This window comes from Pararoseomonas sp. SCSIO 73927, from assembly GCF_037040815.1.
Lineage (GTDB): Bacteria > Pseudomonadota > Alphaproteobacteria > Acetobacterales > Acetobacteraceae > Roseomonas.
Genome location: NZ_CP146232.1, coordinates 3,988,367 through 4,003,230, shown reverse-complemented (window position 1 = coordinate 4,003,230; position 14,864 = coordinate 3,988,367). Strand labels below are relative to the sequence as shown.

Genomic DNA, 14,864 nt, shown 5'->3' with positions numbered 1-14,864 from the left:
GCTACCGCCAGAGGGCGCCACCATAGCCCAGGATCAGGGCGAGGAGCATCGCGGCCGGCGCTGCGGCGAGCAGCCCGTCCAGCCGGTCCAGCAGGCCCCCGTGTCCGGGGATGAGGCTGGAGGTGTCCTTCACCTTGAAGTGGCGCTTGATGGCGGATTCGAGGAGATCGCCGGCCTGGGTGGCGATGGCGAGAACGGCGGCCACGGCGGCCGCGCGCCAGGAACTGCCGGGGGCGAGGAAGGGCGCCGCGGCGGCACCGATCCCCATGGCGAGGAGCAGCCCGCCCGCCGCCCCCGACCAGGTCTTGCCCGGGGAGACCTGCGGCCAGAGCTTCGGCCCGCCGAAGGCACGGCCGGCGGCGTAGCCGCCGATATCGCTGGCCCAGACGGTGAGCAGGAGGAAGAGGAGGTTGGCCCTCCCCGCCTCGTTCTCGTGCCGCAGCTCGATGAGGCAGAGGAAGGCGACGCCGATGTAGAGCACGCCCAGTGCGAGCCGCAGCGCCGGCTGGGCCGGCCGGTCCCGCCCGCGCAGCCGCTCCGCCCAGGCCCAGGTGAGGAGGAAGCCGCCGCCGAGCACGACGCAGGCGGCAAGCGGCAATTCCGCCACCGAGAGGGCGCCGGCGACGAAAACGGCCGCTGGCACGCCCGCCCCCGGCAGCTTCGCCGTGCGCAGGCCGCAGAGATGCACCCATTCCCAGGTAAGGATCGCCGCCGCGACGGAGAGCAGCAGCGTGTAGGCATTAGCGCCGAGCCAGACGCAGAGCAGCGCCGCCGGCCCCAGCACCAGGGCGGAAAGGACCCGCTTGCGGAGGTCGCGCCAGTCCTTTCCAGGCTTCGCTTGCGGTGAGGGGCCGGGCCTCGGCGCCGGGTCAGCCATTCCGCGCGCCGAAGCGCCGGTCGCGGCGGTGGAACTCGGCGATCGCCTCGCGCATGTGGCCGGAATCATAGTCAGGCCAGAGCACGGGCTGGAAGACGAACTCCGCGTAGGCGCACTGCCAGAGCAGGAAGTTGGAGATGCGCTGCTCGCCGGAGGTGCGGATGATCAGGTCCGGATCGGGCATCCCCGCCGTGTCCAGCTCCTTCGCCAGGGCGGCCTCGTCGATAGCGTCCGGGGCGATCTCGCCTGCGGCGGCGCGGCTCGCGAGGCGGCGGGCCGCCGCGGTGATCTCCGCCCGCCCGCCATAGGAGAGGGCGACGTTGAGGTTGAGCTTGGTATTCCCCGCCGTCTCGGCCTCGGCCCGCTCGATCTCGGCCATCATCCCCGGCCCGAAGGCGGCGCGGTCACCGATGATGCGCAGCCGGACCCCGTTCTCGACGAGCTGGCGCACCTCGTGGCGGAGGTAGTGGCGCATCAGCCCCGTCAGGTCCCGCACCTCGTCGGCCGGGCGGCGCCAGTTCTCGCTGCTGAAGGCGAAGAGGGTGAGCCAGGAGACGCCCTGCTGGCCCGCCGCCTCCACCGCGCGGCGCGTCGCCTCCGCCCCGGCCTTGTGGCCGAGGGCGCGCGGCACGCCCCGGGCCGCGGCCCAGCGCCCGTTGCCGTCCATGATGATCCCGACATGGACGGGCGCGGGCGGGGCGGTGCCCCCGGCGGTGATGACGGGCTGTGTCGCGGCGCTCATGGAGGTGGACGGCTCAGACGGCCTTGATGTCCTTTTCCTTCTCGGACAGCGCCGCGTCCACCTTCTTGACGTACTCGTCCGTCAGCTTCTGCACGTCGTCGGACCAGCGCTTGGCGTCGTCCTTGGAGATCTCGGACTTGGTTTCCCAGCCCTTGATCGTCTCCATCCCGTCGCGGCGCACGCCGCGGACGGAGACCTTCGAAGCCTCGGAGTAGCGGGCGGCCTGCTTGGCGAGGTCGTTGCGGCGCTCCTGCGTCAGCGGCGGCAGGGGCACGCGGATCACCTGTCCCTCGGCCTGGGGGTTCAGCCCGAGATTGGCGTCGCGGATGGCCACCTCCACCTGCTTGGTGATGGAGCGGTCGAAGACCTGCACGGAGAGCAGCCCGGGGCCGGCGACGGAGATGCCGGCCACTTGGTTCAGCGGCTGGTTCGTGCCGTAGGCCTCCACCCGGATCGGCTCCAGCAGGGCCGGGCTGGCGCGCCCGGTGCGCAGGCCGGAGAACTCCTTCTTCAGGGTCTCCATCGCACCGTCCATGCGGCGCACCAGGTCCTTGCGCAGGTCGGGGAAGTTCGGCGGGGCGGCCATGGCGTGTCCCTCAGCTCTCGTGAACCGTCGTGAACTTGCCCTCGCCCTTCATGACGGCGGTGAAGGCACCGGGTTCGTGGATGTTGAAGACGATGATCGGCAGCTTGTTCTCGCGGGCGAGCGAAATTGCGGCAGCATCCATCACCGCCAGGTCGCGCGAGAGCATGTCCAGGTAGGTCAGCACCTCGTAGCGCTCCGCCTCCGGGTTCTTGCGGGGGTCGGCGGTGTAGACGCCGTCCACCTGCGTGCCCTTCAGCAGGGCGTCGCAGCCCATCTCGGCGGCCCGCAGGGCCGCCGCGGTGTCGGTGGTGAAGAAGGGGTTGCCCGTGCCGGCGGCGAAGATCACCGCCCGCCCCTTCTCCATGTGCCGCACGGCGCGACGACGGATGAAGGGCTCGCAGAGGCTGGCCATGGGAATGGCGGACTGCACGCGGGTCGGCACGCCCGCCTTCTCCAGCGCGTTCTGCATCGCCAGGGCGTTGATGACGGTGGCGAGCATGCCCATGCCGTCGGCCTGGGCGCGATCCATCCCGGCAGCGGCGCCCGAGACGCCGCGGAAGATGTTGCCCCCGCCGATCACGAGCCCGACCTCGATCCCCAGCCGGGTGACGGCCGCGATGTCCTCGGCGATCGCGTTCACGGTCGTGCTGTCCAGCCCGTACTGGCCGGAGCCCATCAGGGCCTCCCCGGAAACCTTCAGCAGGACGCGCTTATAGCGAGGGGAGGTCATTCTTCTCTGCGGTCCCGGGCGGCTGGCGAAATTAGAAGGCGCCGCCGGCCGCGGCAAGCACCGGACCGGCAGGCGATCGCCGGGCGAGAGAGCGCCCGGCGAAGGAAGCCCCGGCGGGCCGGGGCAACCGGCCGGGCACGGGGCCCGGCCGGCCGGTCAGCCCGCCGTGCCCGCGGCGGCGGCCACCTCGGCGGCGAAGTCCGAGGCCTCCTTCTCGATACCCTCGCCGAGCTGGAAGCGCGCGAAGCCCTTCAGCTCCGCGCCGGCCTTCTGGACCACGGCCTTCACGCGGCTCTCGCCGTCATGCACCCAGACCTGCTCCAGCAGCACCACCTCCTCGTAGTACTTGCGGATCCGGCCCTCGACCATCTTCTCGATGACCGCGGGGGGCTTGCCGGAGGCCTGGGCCTGCTCGGTCAGCACCGCGCGCTCGCGGTCCAGGGCGGAGCTGTCCACCACGGAGATGTCGAGTGCCTCCGGACGGGCGGCGGCGACGTGCATGCCGATCTGGCGGCCGAGCATCAGCACCGCATCGCCGCCGTCCGGGGCCTCGAGGGCGGCGAGCACGCCGATCTTGCCCAGGCCCGGCTTCACGGCGGAGTGGACATAGGTGGCGACGGCGCCGGAGGAGACCGACAGCACCTTGGCGCGCCGGATCGACATGTTCTCGCCGATGGTCGCGATCAGGCGGGTGACCTCGTCGGCCACCGTGTGGCCGGCGCCGGGGTACGGGGCGGCCTTGATGGCCTCCACGTCCTCGCCGACCTCGAGGGCGACCTTGGCCACCGTCTCGACCAGGCCCTGGAACTGCTCGTTGCGGGCCACGAAGTCGGTCTCGGCGTTCACCTCGACCATGGCGGCCTTCGTGCCGGCGGCGACGACGCCGATCAGCCCCTCGGCGGCCACGCGGCCGGACTTCTTGGCGGCGGCGGACAGGCCCTTCTTGCGCAGCCAGTCGATCGCGGCCTCCGCGTCGCCGTTGCTCTCCACCAGGGCCTTCTTGACATCCATCATGCCCGCGCCGGTCTTCTCGCGCAGGTCGCGGACCATGGCTGCCGTGATCTCGGCCATCTCTCGTCTTCCCGTCCTTGGGGCGGCGTGACCCAGGGCTGGCCCCGGGCGATTCGTGCCGCCGCTGTATGCGACACGCCGGGGCAGCAAGGCCACCCCGGCGCGTTCATGTCATTGCGAGCCCGGGCGGGAAGCCCCGCCCCGGCCCGCGGGCGATCAGCCGGCGTTGTTGCCGTCGTCGCGGTTGGCCTGGACCATCGTCTCCATCTCGCCCGCGCCCATGCCCGAGGTGGGGCTGGACTGCACGGCGCCCTCGAGAGCCGGGGCATCGGCCAGCTCGGCACCGCCGAGGGCCTCGGGGATGGCGCCGGCGCCCGGCAGGCCGTCCTCGTCCGGAAGCACCTCGGAGGGGAGGTCGGCCTGGGCGCCGACATCCATGCCGGAGGCGGAGAGCTCGGCGGAGATGCCGTCGAACACGGCCGCGGCCATCATGTCGCAGTACAGGTTGATGGCGCGGATGGCGTCGTCATTGCCCGGGATCGGGAAGGCCACGCCGGAGGGATCCGCGTTGGAGTCGCAGACGGCAATGACGGGGATGCCGAGCTTGTTGGCCTCCTCGATCGCCAGCTTCTCCTTAATCGTGTCGATCACGAAGATCACGTCCGGCAGGCCGCCCATCTCGCGGATGCCGCCCAGCGCCCGGTCCAGCTTCTCGCGCTCGCGGGTCAGCATCAGGATCTCCTTCTTGGTGAGACCCGTGGTGTTGCCGGCCAGCTGCTCGTCCATCTGCTTCAGGCGCTTGATGGAGCCGGTGATGGTCTTCCAGTTGGTGAGCATGCCGCCCAGCCAGCGGTGGTTCACGTAGTACTGGCCGCAGCGGGTCGCCGCCTCGGCCACGTAGTCCGCCGCCGCCTTCTTCGTGCCGACGAAGAGCACGCGGCCGCCGCCGGCCACCACGTCGCGCACGGTGCGGAGCGCGCGGTCCATCAGCGGCACGGTCTGCTGCAGGTCCAGGATGTGCACCTGGTTGCGCACGCCGAAGATGTAGGGGGCCATCTTCGGGTTCCACCGGCGGGTGTGGTGGCCGAAGTGGACGCCGGCCTCGAGCAGGCCGCGCAGGGTAACCTCAGGCATCGCCATCGGGCGTGTCCTTCCTTCCGATATGATCCGGTTGGGCCTCCGCGGTGCTGTGCCCTCGGGATTTTCCTTCGGAAAACCCGGGGGACCGGACCCTGCCGCTTATCTCGGAAGGGCGCGCCGCGTGCGGATTTGCCGGGCGTGGGAGGTCCCTCGCCCGGCGGGGCCGCATATCGCACGCGGCGCGCGGCCGGGCAAGTGGTTCAGGAGGCCAGGGCGGCCTCCAGCCGGGCCAGCGCGGCCTTCTCGGGCGCGGAAATCCCGCCCAGCAGGCCGAGCAGGCCGCCCTTGGCCTCGGCGAGTTGCACCGCGCGCTCCATCACGCGGTGCCGCAGCGCGCCCCGCGCCTCCGTGCCCAGGGCGTGGACGGTGTCGGTCCAGGCAGAAACCAGTTCCGCGGGAGGCGGCGACGAGAGCCAGCGGGAGAGAAGGGCCTGCCCGTCGCTGCCGGCATCCAGCCCCACGGCATGGGCGGCGTCCAGGACCGCCCGGCGCTCCCGGTCCCCCATCATCCCGTCCGCCCAGGCGACGACCACCAGCGGCACGATGGACAGGGCCGCGACGGTGCCGCTGCCGATGCCGAGCGAGACGAGCCGGTCCAGCAGCGCCGGGTCCCGCAGGCCGGAGACCTCGGCCAGCTGGTCGCGCTCCGGCCTCCCGGGATCGGCCGCGCGGAGGCGGCGGATCAGCTCGTCGCTCTGCTGGGCGAAGAACGCCTCCTCCAGCGCGCGGCGACGGTCGTCCAGGAAGTCCCTGCTCATGCGATCCTCCTCGTGGCGGGCACCCCTCCGGGGCACCCAGAACAAAGGAGAGGTTGGGCGCGGGCGGGGCCGGTTCCAATGGGTGGGCCGCAAGGGGGGCCGGTGGCAGTCTGCGCCGCGACACGCGCCGACAGGACCAAGCCCCCATGACCGACTCCGCCGAGGCCCCTCTCTCCGCCCCGGATCTCCGTTACGGCATCCCCGGCCTGCCGCCGGGGCCGAGCAGCCCGATGATCGAGGCGATGCTTGCCCACCGCTCCTACCGGAACTTCCTCGACCGGCCGTTGGAGCCGGGGGCGCTGGAGACGATCGTGGCCGCCGCCTCCTCCGCCCCCTCCTCCTCCAACATGCAGACTTGGAGCGTGGTGGCGGTGGAGGATCCCGCCTGGAAGGACCGGCTGGCAACGCTGGCGGGGAACCAGGGCTTCATCCGGCAGGCGCCGCTCTTCCTGTGCTGGATCGCCGATCTCTCGCGGCTGGACCGGATGGGGCAGGCGCACCAGCAACAGCTGGCCGGGCTGGACTACCTGGAGAGCTTCATGGTCGCGCTGGTGGACGCCGCGCTCGCCTCCCAGAACGCGCTGCTCGCGGCGCAGTCGATCGGGCTCGGCGGGGTCTATGTCGGGGCGCTGCGGAACCGGCCGCCGGAGGTGGCGGCGGAGCTGGCCCTGCCGCCCAGGGCCTTCGCCGCCTTCGGCCTGGCGGTCGGTTGGCCCGACACGGAGGCGCGGGCGGAAGTGAAGCCCCGCCTGCCGCAATCCCTGGTCCTGCACCGCGAGACCTACGGCACCGCGGGCGAGGAGGCGGCCGTGGCGGCCTACGACCGGGTGCTGGCCGGGTTCTCCGAGGCGAACGGCATGGGCCGGGCAGACTGGACGGGGCGGATGCTGAAGCGCGTGGCCGGCCCGGAGTCCCTCAGCGGCCGCCACACCATGGCGGAGACGCTGCGGGCGATGGGCTTTCCGCTTAAGTAGCCCTCCTCAGGCCGCGATCTCCACCGCCTCGATGCCGGGCAGCACCTTCAGCGCCTGGGCGAGCCGGGGGGAGACGTTCCAGCGCCCGGGGAGGGCCAGCTCCACTTCCTGCCCCGGACCGGTGCGGGGGATGAGCACCACCTCCCCCCTGCCCCGCCCTTCCCGCTCCAGGATGCCGTGCAGGGTGTCCAGCACCTCCATCGAGGCGAACTCGATCCGGAGGGAGGCGGGGATGGACTGCGCGGCCGCCTCCAGCGGCTCGCAGTCCATCGCCGTGAGCCGAACCGCCTCCCCGTCCACCTTCACCTCGGCGCTGAAGAGCACGGCGTTGCCCTCTGTCAGCATGTCCCGGCACTTGCCGAGAACCTCGGAGAAGCAGGTCACCTCCGTGCTGCCGGAGAAGTCGGAGATCCGGATCCAGGCCATGCGGCTGCCGGTCTTCGTCGTGCGCTCCTTCGTGCCGATCACCGTGCCGGCGAGCTTCAGCCGCGCGGCGCCGGCCTGGGCGCGCTCCGTCATGCGGGCGATGGGGCAGACCTTCAGCTTCGCCAGGGCGTCCTTGTAGGCGTCCAGCGGGTGGCCGGAGAGGTGGAAACCGATCGCCTCCGCCTCGCGCTCCAGCCGTTCCAGCTGCGGCCAGTCCGGCATGTCGCGCAGGCGCAGCGGCGGCATGTCGGCGGAGGCGCCGGGCGCGCCGAAGAGGCCGATCTGGGCGCTGGACCGGTCCTCGGCCGCGGCCTGGGCCCGGCGGATGATGGCTTCCGCCCCCTCCGTCACCTTCGCCCGGTTCGGGTCCAGGCATTCGAAGGCGCCGGCGCGGGCCAGGTTCTCCACCTGCATCTTGTTCAGCAGCTTCGGGTCCACGCGATCCGCGAAGTCCGTGAGGGACTTGAACGGCCCGCCCTCCTTCCGCGCGCGCACGAGGTCCTGCATGGCGCCCTGCCCGACGCGCTTCACGGCAGCGAGGGCGAAGCGGATGGACTTCTTGCCGTCCTCCTGCACCTCCACCGCGAACTCGGCATCACTGCGGTTCACGTCCGGCGGCAGCACCTTGATGGCGAGGCGCGAGGCCTCCTGCAGGTGGGAGGCAAGCTTGTCCGTGTTCGTCATGTCGAGCGACATGATGGCGGCCAGGAACTCGGTCGGGTGGTTCGCCTTCAGCCAGGCGGTCTGGTAGGACACCAGCGCGTAGGCGGCGGCGTGCGACTTGTTGAAGCCGTACTCCGCGAAGCGCTCCATCAGGTCGAAGATCTCGCCCGCCTTGTCCTGGGGAATGCCGTTCTTCACGGCGCCCTCGGTGAAGATCTTGCGCTGCGCCTCCATCTCGGAGCGGATCTTCTTGCCCATGGCACGGCGCAGCAGGTCGGCGCCGCCGAGCGAGTAGCCCGCCAGCTCCTGGCTGATCTGCATCACCTGCTCCTGGTAGACCAGGATGCCGTAGGTCTCCTCCACCAGGCTCCGCATGGCCGGGTGCACCGGCTCCCAGGCCTGGCCGTGCTTGCGGGCGCAGTAGGCGGGGATGTTCGCCATCGGGCCCGGGCGATACAGCGACACCGCCGCGATCAGGTCCTCGAACCGGTCCGGCCGCATCATGCGGAGGACGTCCCGCATGCCCTGGCTCTCGAACTGGAACACGCCGGCCGCGTCGCCCTTCGCGAGCATCTCGTAGGATCGGGCGTCGTCCAGCGGGATGGTGGTGATGTCGATCTCCACCCCCTGCCCCTTCAGAATGTCCAGCGCGCGCTGGATCACCGTAAGGGTCTTGAGGCCGAGGAAGTCGAACTTCACCAGCGACGCGCTCTCCACGTACTTCATGGAGTACTGGGTCACCAGCATCTCGGAGCGCGGGTCGCGGTAGAGCGGCACGATCTCGATCAGCGGCCTGCGCCCGATCACCACGCCGGCGGCGTGGGTGGAGGCGTTGCGGTACAGCCCTTCCAGCTGCAGCGCCGTCTCCATCAGGCGGTCCACGTTCTCGTCCGTCTCGCGCATCTCCCGCAGACGCGGCTCGCCGTCCAGCGCCTCCTGCAGGGTGGGCGGCTTGGCGGCGTTGAAGGGGATGAGCTCCGCGATCTTGTTCACCTGGCCGAAGGGCATGCCCATCACGCGGCCGACGTCGCGCACCACCGCCTTCGCCTGCAGGCGGCCGAAGGTGATGATCTGGCCCACCTGCTCCGGCCCGTACTCCTGCCGGACGTACTCGATCACCTCCTCGCGCCGGTCCTGGCAGAAGTCGATGTCGAAATCCGGCATCGAGACGCGCTCGGGGTTCAGGAAGCGCTCGAACAGCAGGCCGAAGCGCATGGGGTCGAGGTCGGTGATGGTCAGCGCCCAGGCGGCCACCGACCCGGCGCCCGATCCGCGGCCGGGGCCCACGGGGATGTCGTGCGCCTTCGCCCACTGGATGAAGTCCGCCACGATCAGGAAGTAGCCGGAGAAGCCCATCCTCTCGATGATGCCGAGCTCGAAATCCAGCCGCTCGCGGTAGGCGGGCCGGGCCTCCTCGGGCGTCCCCTGGGCGTCCAGGCGCTTGTCCAGCCCCTTGCGGGCCATGTCCTGCACGATGTCGGCCTCGGTCAGCCCTTCCTGCACCTTGCGGCTGATGGGGAGCTCCGGCTTCTTCGTCTCCGCCATCACGGCGCATTTGCGGGCGATGGCCAGGGTGTTGTCGCAGGCCTCCGGCAGGTCCTTGAACAGTTCCCGCATGGCGGCGGGCGGCTTGAACCAGTGCTCGGGCGTCAGGCGGCGGCGATCCGGCTCGGCCAGCGTGCGGCTCTCGGCGATGCAGAGCAGGGCGTCGTGCGCCTCGTGCCCGGCGGCGTCCTTAAAGTACACGTCATTGGCCGCGACGATCGGCAGGGCGGCGGCATCGGCGATGGCCAGCAGCCCCGGCTCCACCGCCCGGTCCCGCTCAGTGCCGTGGCGGGTCAGCTCGACCGCCAGGTTGTCGCCATAGGCCTCGCGCAGCGCCGCCAGCAGCGCTTCGGCCTGGGCGCGGCGGCCCTCGGCCAGGAGCCGGCCGAGCGGGCCCAGAGTGCCGCCCGTCAGCAGGAAGATGCCGGACGCGTTGGCCTGCAACTGGTCCAGGGAGATGGCGGGCTTGCCCGAGGGGTCCTCCCCCAGCCAGCCGAGGGAGGAGAGGCGCTGAAGGTTCTCCAGCCCCGGCCTGTCCATCGCCAGCGCCACCACCGGGTCGGGCGGCAGGCGCGCGGCCTCCGGCCGCTCCGGCTCCTTCTGCCGGGCCAGCCAGAGCTGGCAGCCGACGATGGGCTGCACCCCCTCCTTCACGGCGTACTGGCTGAACTCCAGGGCGCCGAACATCACGGCCGTGTCCGTCAGCGCCAGGGCGGGCATCCCCGCCTTCCTCGCCAGGCCAGGCAATTTGTCGGCCTTGATGGCGCCCTCCGCCAGGGAGTAGGCGGAGTGGACGTGGAGATGGACGAAGCTGCCGGACATGGGGGAGATATAGGCGCTCTCCCGCCCCGCCGCAGCAGATTCCGGGACCGCGAAGGAGGTTGCGGACATGCCGGAAACCGTGAGCCCCCCGCGCGTGGAGGAGGTGGTGAAGCCCGCGCGGCCGCCCCTGCACAAGGTGATTCTGCTGAACGACGACTACACGCCCCGCAACTTCGTGGTGCGCGTGCTGAAAGCGGAGTTCCGCATGGATGAGGGCGGGGCGTCGCGGGTGATGCTGACGGCCCACCAGAGGGGGTCCTGCGTGGTGGCCGTCTTCACGCGGGAGATCGCGGAGGAGAAGGCCGCCCGCGCCACCGACATGGCCGGGCGGGAGGGCTACCCGCTGCGCTTCACGACCGAGCCGGAGAACTAGCCCGGGACCACCATCCCCTCCCGCAGCGTCACGGTGCGGTCCATCCGCGCCGCCAGATCCGGGTTGTGGGTGGCGATGAGGGCGGCGAGCCCCCTGCCCCGCGCCGCCGCCAGCAGCTCCGCGAAGACGCGGTCCGCCGTGCCGGCATCCAGGTTGCCCGTGGGCTCATCGGCCAACAGGACCTTCGGCGCATTGGCGAGGGCCCGCGCGATGGCTACCCGCTGCTGCTCCCCGCCGGAGAGGCGGCTGGGGCGGTGGTCCCGCCGATCTTCCAGGCCGAAGGAGCCGAGCAGCTCCCGCGCCCGCGCCTCCGCCTCGCGCCGAGGCTTCCCGGCCGCGAGCTGGGGCAGCACCACATTCTCCTCGGCCGTGAACTCCGGCAGGAGGTGGTGGAACTGGTAGACGAAGCCGATCGTCTCCCGCCGCAGGGCGGTGCGGGCGTCGTCGCCGAGGCCGCCGGAGTCCCGCCCCTCGACCAGCACGGCGCCGGCATCCGGCTTCTCCAACAGTCCGGCGACGTGTAGCAACGTGGACTTGCCGGTGCCGGACGGGGCGACGAGGGCGACGATCTCGCCCGCGCGCAGCTCCAGCGCCGCGCCGCGCAGCACGGGCAGCTCCCCGGCCTCCGTGCGGTAGCGGCGCTCCACGCCCTGAAGGGCCAGCACGGGAGAGGAGAGCAGGGAGTTAGCCATTGCGCAGGCCCTCCACCGGGTCCAGCCGCGCCGCGCGCCAGGCCGGGTAGATCGTGGCGAGCAGCGAGAGACCGAGGCCCATCCCGACCACCTGGGCCACCTCCATCGGCTCCACCACCGCGGGCAGCCGGGTGAGGAAGTAGACCTCCGCGTTGAACAGCTCCGTGCCGGTGAGCGACTGAAGTACCTGCCGGATGCTCTCGATGTTCAGGCAGAAGGTGAGGCCGATGGCGAAGCCGATCAGCGTGCCCGCCACGCCGATGGAGGCGCCAGCGAGAAGGAAGATGCGCAGGATGGCGCCGCTGGTGGCGCCCACCGTGCGCAACACCGCGATGTCCCGCCCTTTGTCCTTCACCAGCATGATGAGGGACGAGATGATGTTGAAAGCGGCCACGATGATAATCAGGGTGAGGATGAGGAACATCACGTTCCGCTCCACCTGCACCGCCGCGAAGAAGGAGGAGTTGCTGGCCTGCCAATCCAGCACGCGCACGGGGCGCCCGGAGAGCGCCGCGTAGATGGCCCGCGTCGCGTCGCCCACCCGGTCCGGGTTCTGGACGAACACTTCGACCTGCGTCGCCGTGTCGCGGTGCTGGAAGTAGACCTGGGCGGCGTCCAGCGGCAGGAAGACGTAGCTGGAATCGTACTCCTGCATGCCCGCCTCGAACATCGCCACCACTTCATAGGCCTTGAGACGCGGTACGGTGCCGACGACGGTGGCGCGGCCCTGGGGCGAGACGAGGGTGATCCGGTCCCCGATCCGCAGCCCCAGGCGTCGCGCGAGGCGGTTGCCGACCACGATCGTGTCCTGCTCCCCGAAGCGCTGCAGGCTGCCGGCGCGGATGTTGTCCGCGATCAGCGGCCGGGCGCGCAGGTCCTCCGGACGGATGCCGCGCGCGAGGCCGCCGGTGGCGCCGCCGCCCTCGCTGGTGAAGAGCACCTGCCCCTCCACGATCGGCGTGGCGGAGACGATGCCCGGCAGACCCCGCACGCGGACGGCAATGTCGTCGAAGTCGCGCAACCCCTCGTTCGTCTGGGAGTAGACGCCGAGATGCCCGTTCAGCCCGAGGATGCGGCCCAACAGCTCGTGCCGGAAGCCGTTCATCACGGAGGTGACGATGATGAGGGTCGCCACGCCCAGCGCGATCCCCACCAGGGAGAAGATCGCGATGACGGAGACGAAGCGCTCGCCCTTGCGGGCGCGCAGGTAGCGGAAGGCGACGGCGCGCTCGAAGGGCGAGAACATCAGGAGAGGGTGGCCTTGATCTTCGCCAGCGCCTCGTCCAGCGGCAGCTCCAGCCGCTCGCCGGTGGCGCGGCGCTTCAGCTCCACAATGCCCTTCGCGGCGCCGCGCGGGCCGATGATGGCCTGCCAGGGATAGCCGATCAGGTCGGCATCGGCGAACTTCGCGCCGGCGCGCTCGGGCCGGTCGTCGTACACCGCCTCGCCCGGAAGCGCGGCGTAGACCTGCTCGCACAGCGCGTCCGCCGCCGCGTCGCCGGGCTTGAGGTTGAGGATCGCGCAGGCGAAGGGCGCCACCGCGTCCGGCCAGATGATGCCCTCCTCGTCGTGGCTCGCCTCGATGATGGCGCCGAGCAGGCGGGACACGCCGATGCCGTAGGAGCCCATTTCCGGGTTCACGGGGGTGCCGTCCGGCCCCGCCACGGTCAGCCCCATGGACTTGGAGTACTTCGTCCCGAAGTAGAAGATGTGGCCCACCTCGATCCCGCGTGCGGTGATCTGGCTCTCGGCGGGGATGGCGTCCCAGGCCGCCTCGTCGTGCTTCTCGTCCGTCGCGGCGTAGCGGCTGGTCCAGAAATCCACCACCGGCGAGGGGTCACCCGTGCCGGTCCCGTCCTGCTCCAGCACGTCGAACTCCAGCAGATCCTTGTGCAGATACACGACGCTCTCGCCCGTCTCCGCCAGGATGATGAACTCGTGGGAGAGGTTGCCGCCGATCGGGCCGGTATCCGCCTGCATCGGAATGGCTTTCAGCCCCATCCGCGCGAAGGTGCGGAGATAGGCGCGGAACATCTGCCGGTAGGACTGGCGCGCCGCCTCCGCGTCCAGGTCGAAGGAGTAGCCGTCCTTCATCAGGAACTCGCGGCCGCGCATCACGCCGAAGCGCGGGCGGATCTCGTCCCGGAACTTCCACTGGATGTGGTAGAGGTTGCGGGGCAGGTCCCGGTAGGACTTCGCGTAGGTCTTGAAGAGGTCGGTGACCATCTCCTCGTTCGTCGGGCCGTAGAGCATCTCCCGGTCGTGCCGGTCGATGATGCGCAGCATCTCCTTGCCGTAGCCGTCGTAGCGCCCGCTCTCCTTCCAGAGCTCGGCGGCCTGGATGGTCGGCATCAGGATCTCCTGCGCCCCGGCCAGGTCCTGCTCCTGCCGCACGATATCGGAGACCTTGCGCAGCACGCGCAGGCCCAGCGGCAGCCAGGCGTAGATGCCGGCGCTGGTCTGGCGGACCATGCCCGCGCGCAGCATCAGCCGGTGGGAGACGATCTGCGCCTCGGCGGGGGTTTCCTTCAGCGTGGGCAGGAAGGCGCGGGAGAGGCGCAAGGCGGAGGGCTCCGGAAGGGAAGAGGGGGGCAACCTAGAGCATGGGGCGGGCCGCGCAATCCGCCCGGCGGGCGCGCAAAAAAGAAGGGCCGCCCCGAAGGGACGGCCCGAGTTTAGGGAGGAAACGCCAGTCACACGGCGGAAGAGGAAGAGCCCTCTTCCATGTCCCGATCATGCTGCAGTGCGGCCCCGGGACGAAGAAAAATCCAACATCGAACGCCAAGAAAATAGGCTTCCACGACACAGAACGACGTATTCCTCGGCATAGCTGCCGCCTAGCGCTGCATAACGACTAATCATTGGGCATCGCCAGCCATCCCTCGCGGAAGGACAGCCAGTCGGCCGTCACCAGCCACTCGATGATGAGCCAGACGAGGACGGAAACCAGCGTAGTCAGCAGGACCACCCGGACGACGCGGACCTGGCGCGGGGCCCCGCGCCACCCTCCCGCCTCGGCGGCCTCCGGATCGGGGCTGATGCCCAGCGGCAGCACGGCGAAGAGCACCGTCCACCACACGAGGAAGAAGACGACGATTCCCGCGGCCCAGCCCATCCTGCCCCAACCTTGCCCTCACTTGCCCGGGATCGGCCGTAATCCCGGCGCGATCCCCTGCGTTTCTACGCCATGTCGATCCGAAGGGAGACGAAGATGCGACGCCTCATCCTTCTCGCCGGGCTTGCCCTCGCAGCCATCCCGGCGATCCCGCAGACCGCTGAGGCCCATGGCGGCCGCTGGGAGCGCGAGCGGGCCTACCGCCACCACGAGTGGCGCCGCGAGCAGGCCTGGCGCCGGCACGAGCGCCGCGAGTGGCGGCGGGAGCAGGCCTGGCGGCGCCATCAGGAGGAACGCCACGCCTACCGCCGCGGCTACCGACACGGCTACGGCTACGGCCCGCCGGTGGCCTACGCGCAGCCCGGGGTGACCATCGCCATCCCGTTCCGCTGAGCACCCGGCCTGCTCCG

Annotated in this window: 15 protein-coding genes; 3 read left to right on the top strand and 12 right to left on the bottom strand. The window is 70.9% G+C overall.

Features of this window, described 5'->3' with window-relative positions; all coding sequences use genetic code 11:
- Window position 1: 1 nt before the first annotated feature.
- From VQH23_RS18885 to VQH23_RS18855, 7 genes are all read right to left on the bottom strand, one after another.
- Window positions 2–877: a phosphatidate cytidylyltransferase gene (locus VQH23_RS18885; RefSeq protein ID WP_338662270.1), complete on the bottom strand. Its 876-nt coding sequence runs from the start codon at window positions 875–877 to the stop codon at window positions 2–4.
- Window positions 870–1,619 (bottom strand): polyprenyl diphosphate synthase, encoded by a 750-nt coding sequence (gene uppS, locus VQH23_RS18880; protein ID WP_338662269.1) that lies wholly within the window; start codon window positions 1,617–1,619, stop codon window positions 870–872. The genes VQH23_RS18885 and uppS overlap by 8 nt, the downstream gene beginning before the upstream one ends.
- Window positions 1,620–1,632: 13 nt before the next feature.
- Window positions 1,633–2,205 carry a ribosome recycling factor gene (gene frr / locus VQH23_RS18875; protein WP_338662268.1) on the bottom strand — a complete coding sequence of 191 codons (573 nt, stop codon included), beginning with the start codon at window positions 2,203–2,205 and terminating at the stop codon, window positions 1,633–1,635.
- A gap of 10 nt (window positions 2,206–2,215) precedes the next feature.
- Window positions 2,216–2,935, bottom strand: coding sequence for a UMP kinase (gene pyrH / locus VQH23_RS18870; RefSeq protein ID WP_338662267.1), 720 nt, complete (start codon window positions 2,933–2,935; stop codon window positions 2,216–2,218).
- Window positions 2,936–3,091: 156 nt separating this feature from the next.
- A complete protein-coding gene (tsf, locus tag VQH23_RS18865) occupies window positions 3,092–4,006 on the bottom strand; it encodes a translation elongation factor Ts (RefSeq protein WP_338662266.1) in 915 nt (304 codons plus the stop codon).
- Between the two features lie 156 nt (window positions 4,007–4,162).
- Window positions 4,163–5,086 (bottom strand): 30S ribosomal protein S2, encoded by a 924-nt coding sequence (gene rpsB / locus VQH23_RS18860; RefSeq protein WP_338662265.1) that lies wholly within the window; start codon window positions 5,084–5,086, stop codon window positions 4,163–4,165.
- 200 nt (window positions 5,087–5,286) lie between these two features.
- Window positions 5,287–5,844, bottom strand: a complete 558-nt coding sequence (locus VQH23_RS18855; protein ID WP_338662264.1) for a hypothetical protein — start codon at window positions 5,842–5,844, stop codon at window positions 5,287–5,289.
- A 146-nt stretch (window positions 5,845–5,990) separates the two neighbouring features.
- On the opposite strand from VQH23_RS18855, the gene VQH23_RS18850 reads away from it, so the two are divergent.
- Window positions 5,991–6,818 carry an NADPH-dependent oxidoreductase gene (locus VQH23_RS18850; RefSeq protein WP_338662263.1) on the top strand — a complete coding sequence of 276 codons (828 nt, stop codon included), beginning with the start codon at window positions 5,991–5,993 and terminating at the stop codon, window positions 6,816–6,818.
- Between the two features lie 6 nt (window positions 6,819–6,824).
- On the opposite strand, the gene dnaE is transcribed toward VQH23_RS18850, so the two are convergent.
- Window positions 6,825–10,274: a DNA polymerase III subunit alpha gene (dnaE, locus tag VQH23_RS18845; protein WP_338666128.1), complete on the bottom strand. Its 3,450-nt coding sequence runs from the start codon at window positions 10,272–10,274 to the stop codon at window positions 6,825–6,827.
- Window positions 10,275–10,341: 67 nt separating this feature from the next.
- Here dnaE and clpS point away from each other — a divergent pair, with 67 nt between their 5' ends.
- Window positions 10,342–10,647, top strand: a complete 306-nt coding sequence (gene clpS / locus VQH23_RS18840) for an ATP-dependent Clp protease adapter ClpS (protein WP_338662262.1) — start codon at window positions 10,342–10,344, stop codon at window positions 10,645–10,647.
- Here the strand turns inward: clpS and VQH23_RS18835 are convergent.
- The 4 genes from VQH23_RS18835 to VQH23_RS18820 form a co-directional block, all read right to left on the bottom strand.
- Window positions 10,644–11,339 carry an ABC transporter ATP-binding protein gene (locus VQH23_RS18835; protein WP_338662261.1) on the bottom strand — a complete coding sequence of 232 codons (696 nt, stop codon included), beginning with the start codon at window positions 11,337–11,339 and terminating at the stop codon, window positions 10,644–10,646. The genes clpS and VQH23_RS18835 overlap by 4 nt on opposite strands.
- Entirely contained in the window at window positions 11,332–12,585 is a 1,254-nt protein-coding gene (locus tag VQH23_RS18830) for a lipoprotein-releasing ABC transporter permease subunit (RefSeq protein ID WP_338662260.1), read from the bottom strand. The genes VQH23_RS18835 and VQH23_RS18830 overlap by 8 nt, the downstream gene beginning before the upstream one ends.
- Window positions 12,585–13,901, bottom strand: coding sequence for a proline--tRNA ligase (gene proS / locus VQH23_RS18825; protein ID WP_338662259.1), 1,317 nt, complete (start codon window positions 13,899–13,901; stop codon window positions 12,585–12,587). Before proS ends, VQH23_RS18830 begins: the two co-directional genes overlap by 1 nt.
- A gap of 292 nt (window positions 13,902–14,193) precedes the next feature.
- Window positions 14,194–14,454, bottom strand: coding sequence for a DUF1467 family protein (locus VQH23_RS18820; protein ID WP_338662258.1), 261 nt, complete (start codon window positions 14,452–14,454; stop codon window positions 14,194–14,196).
- A 96-nt stretch (window positions 14,455–14,550) separates the two neighbouring features.
- On the opposite strand from VQH23_RS18820, the gene VQH23_RS18815 reads away from it, so the two are divergent.
- Complete coding sequence (locus tag VQH23_RS18815; RefSeq protein ID WP_338662257.1) at window positions 14,551–14,847, top strand: hypothetical protein; 297 nt, start codon at window positions 14,551–14,553, stop codon at window positions 14,845–14,847.
- The last annotated feature ends 17 nt before the right edge of the window (window positions 14,848–14,864 follow it).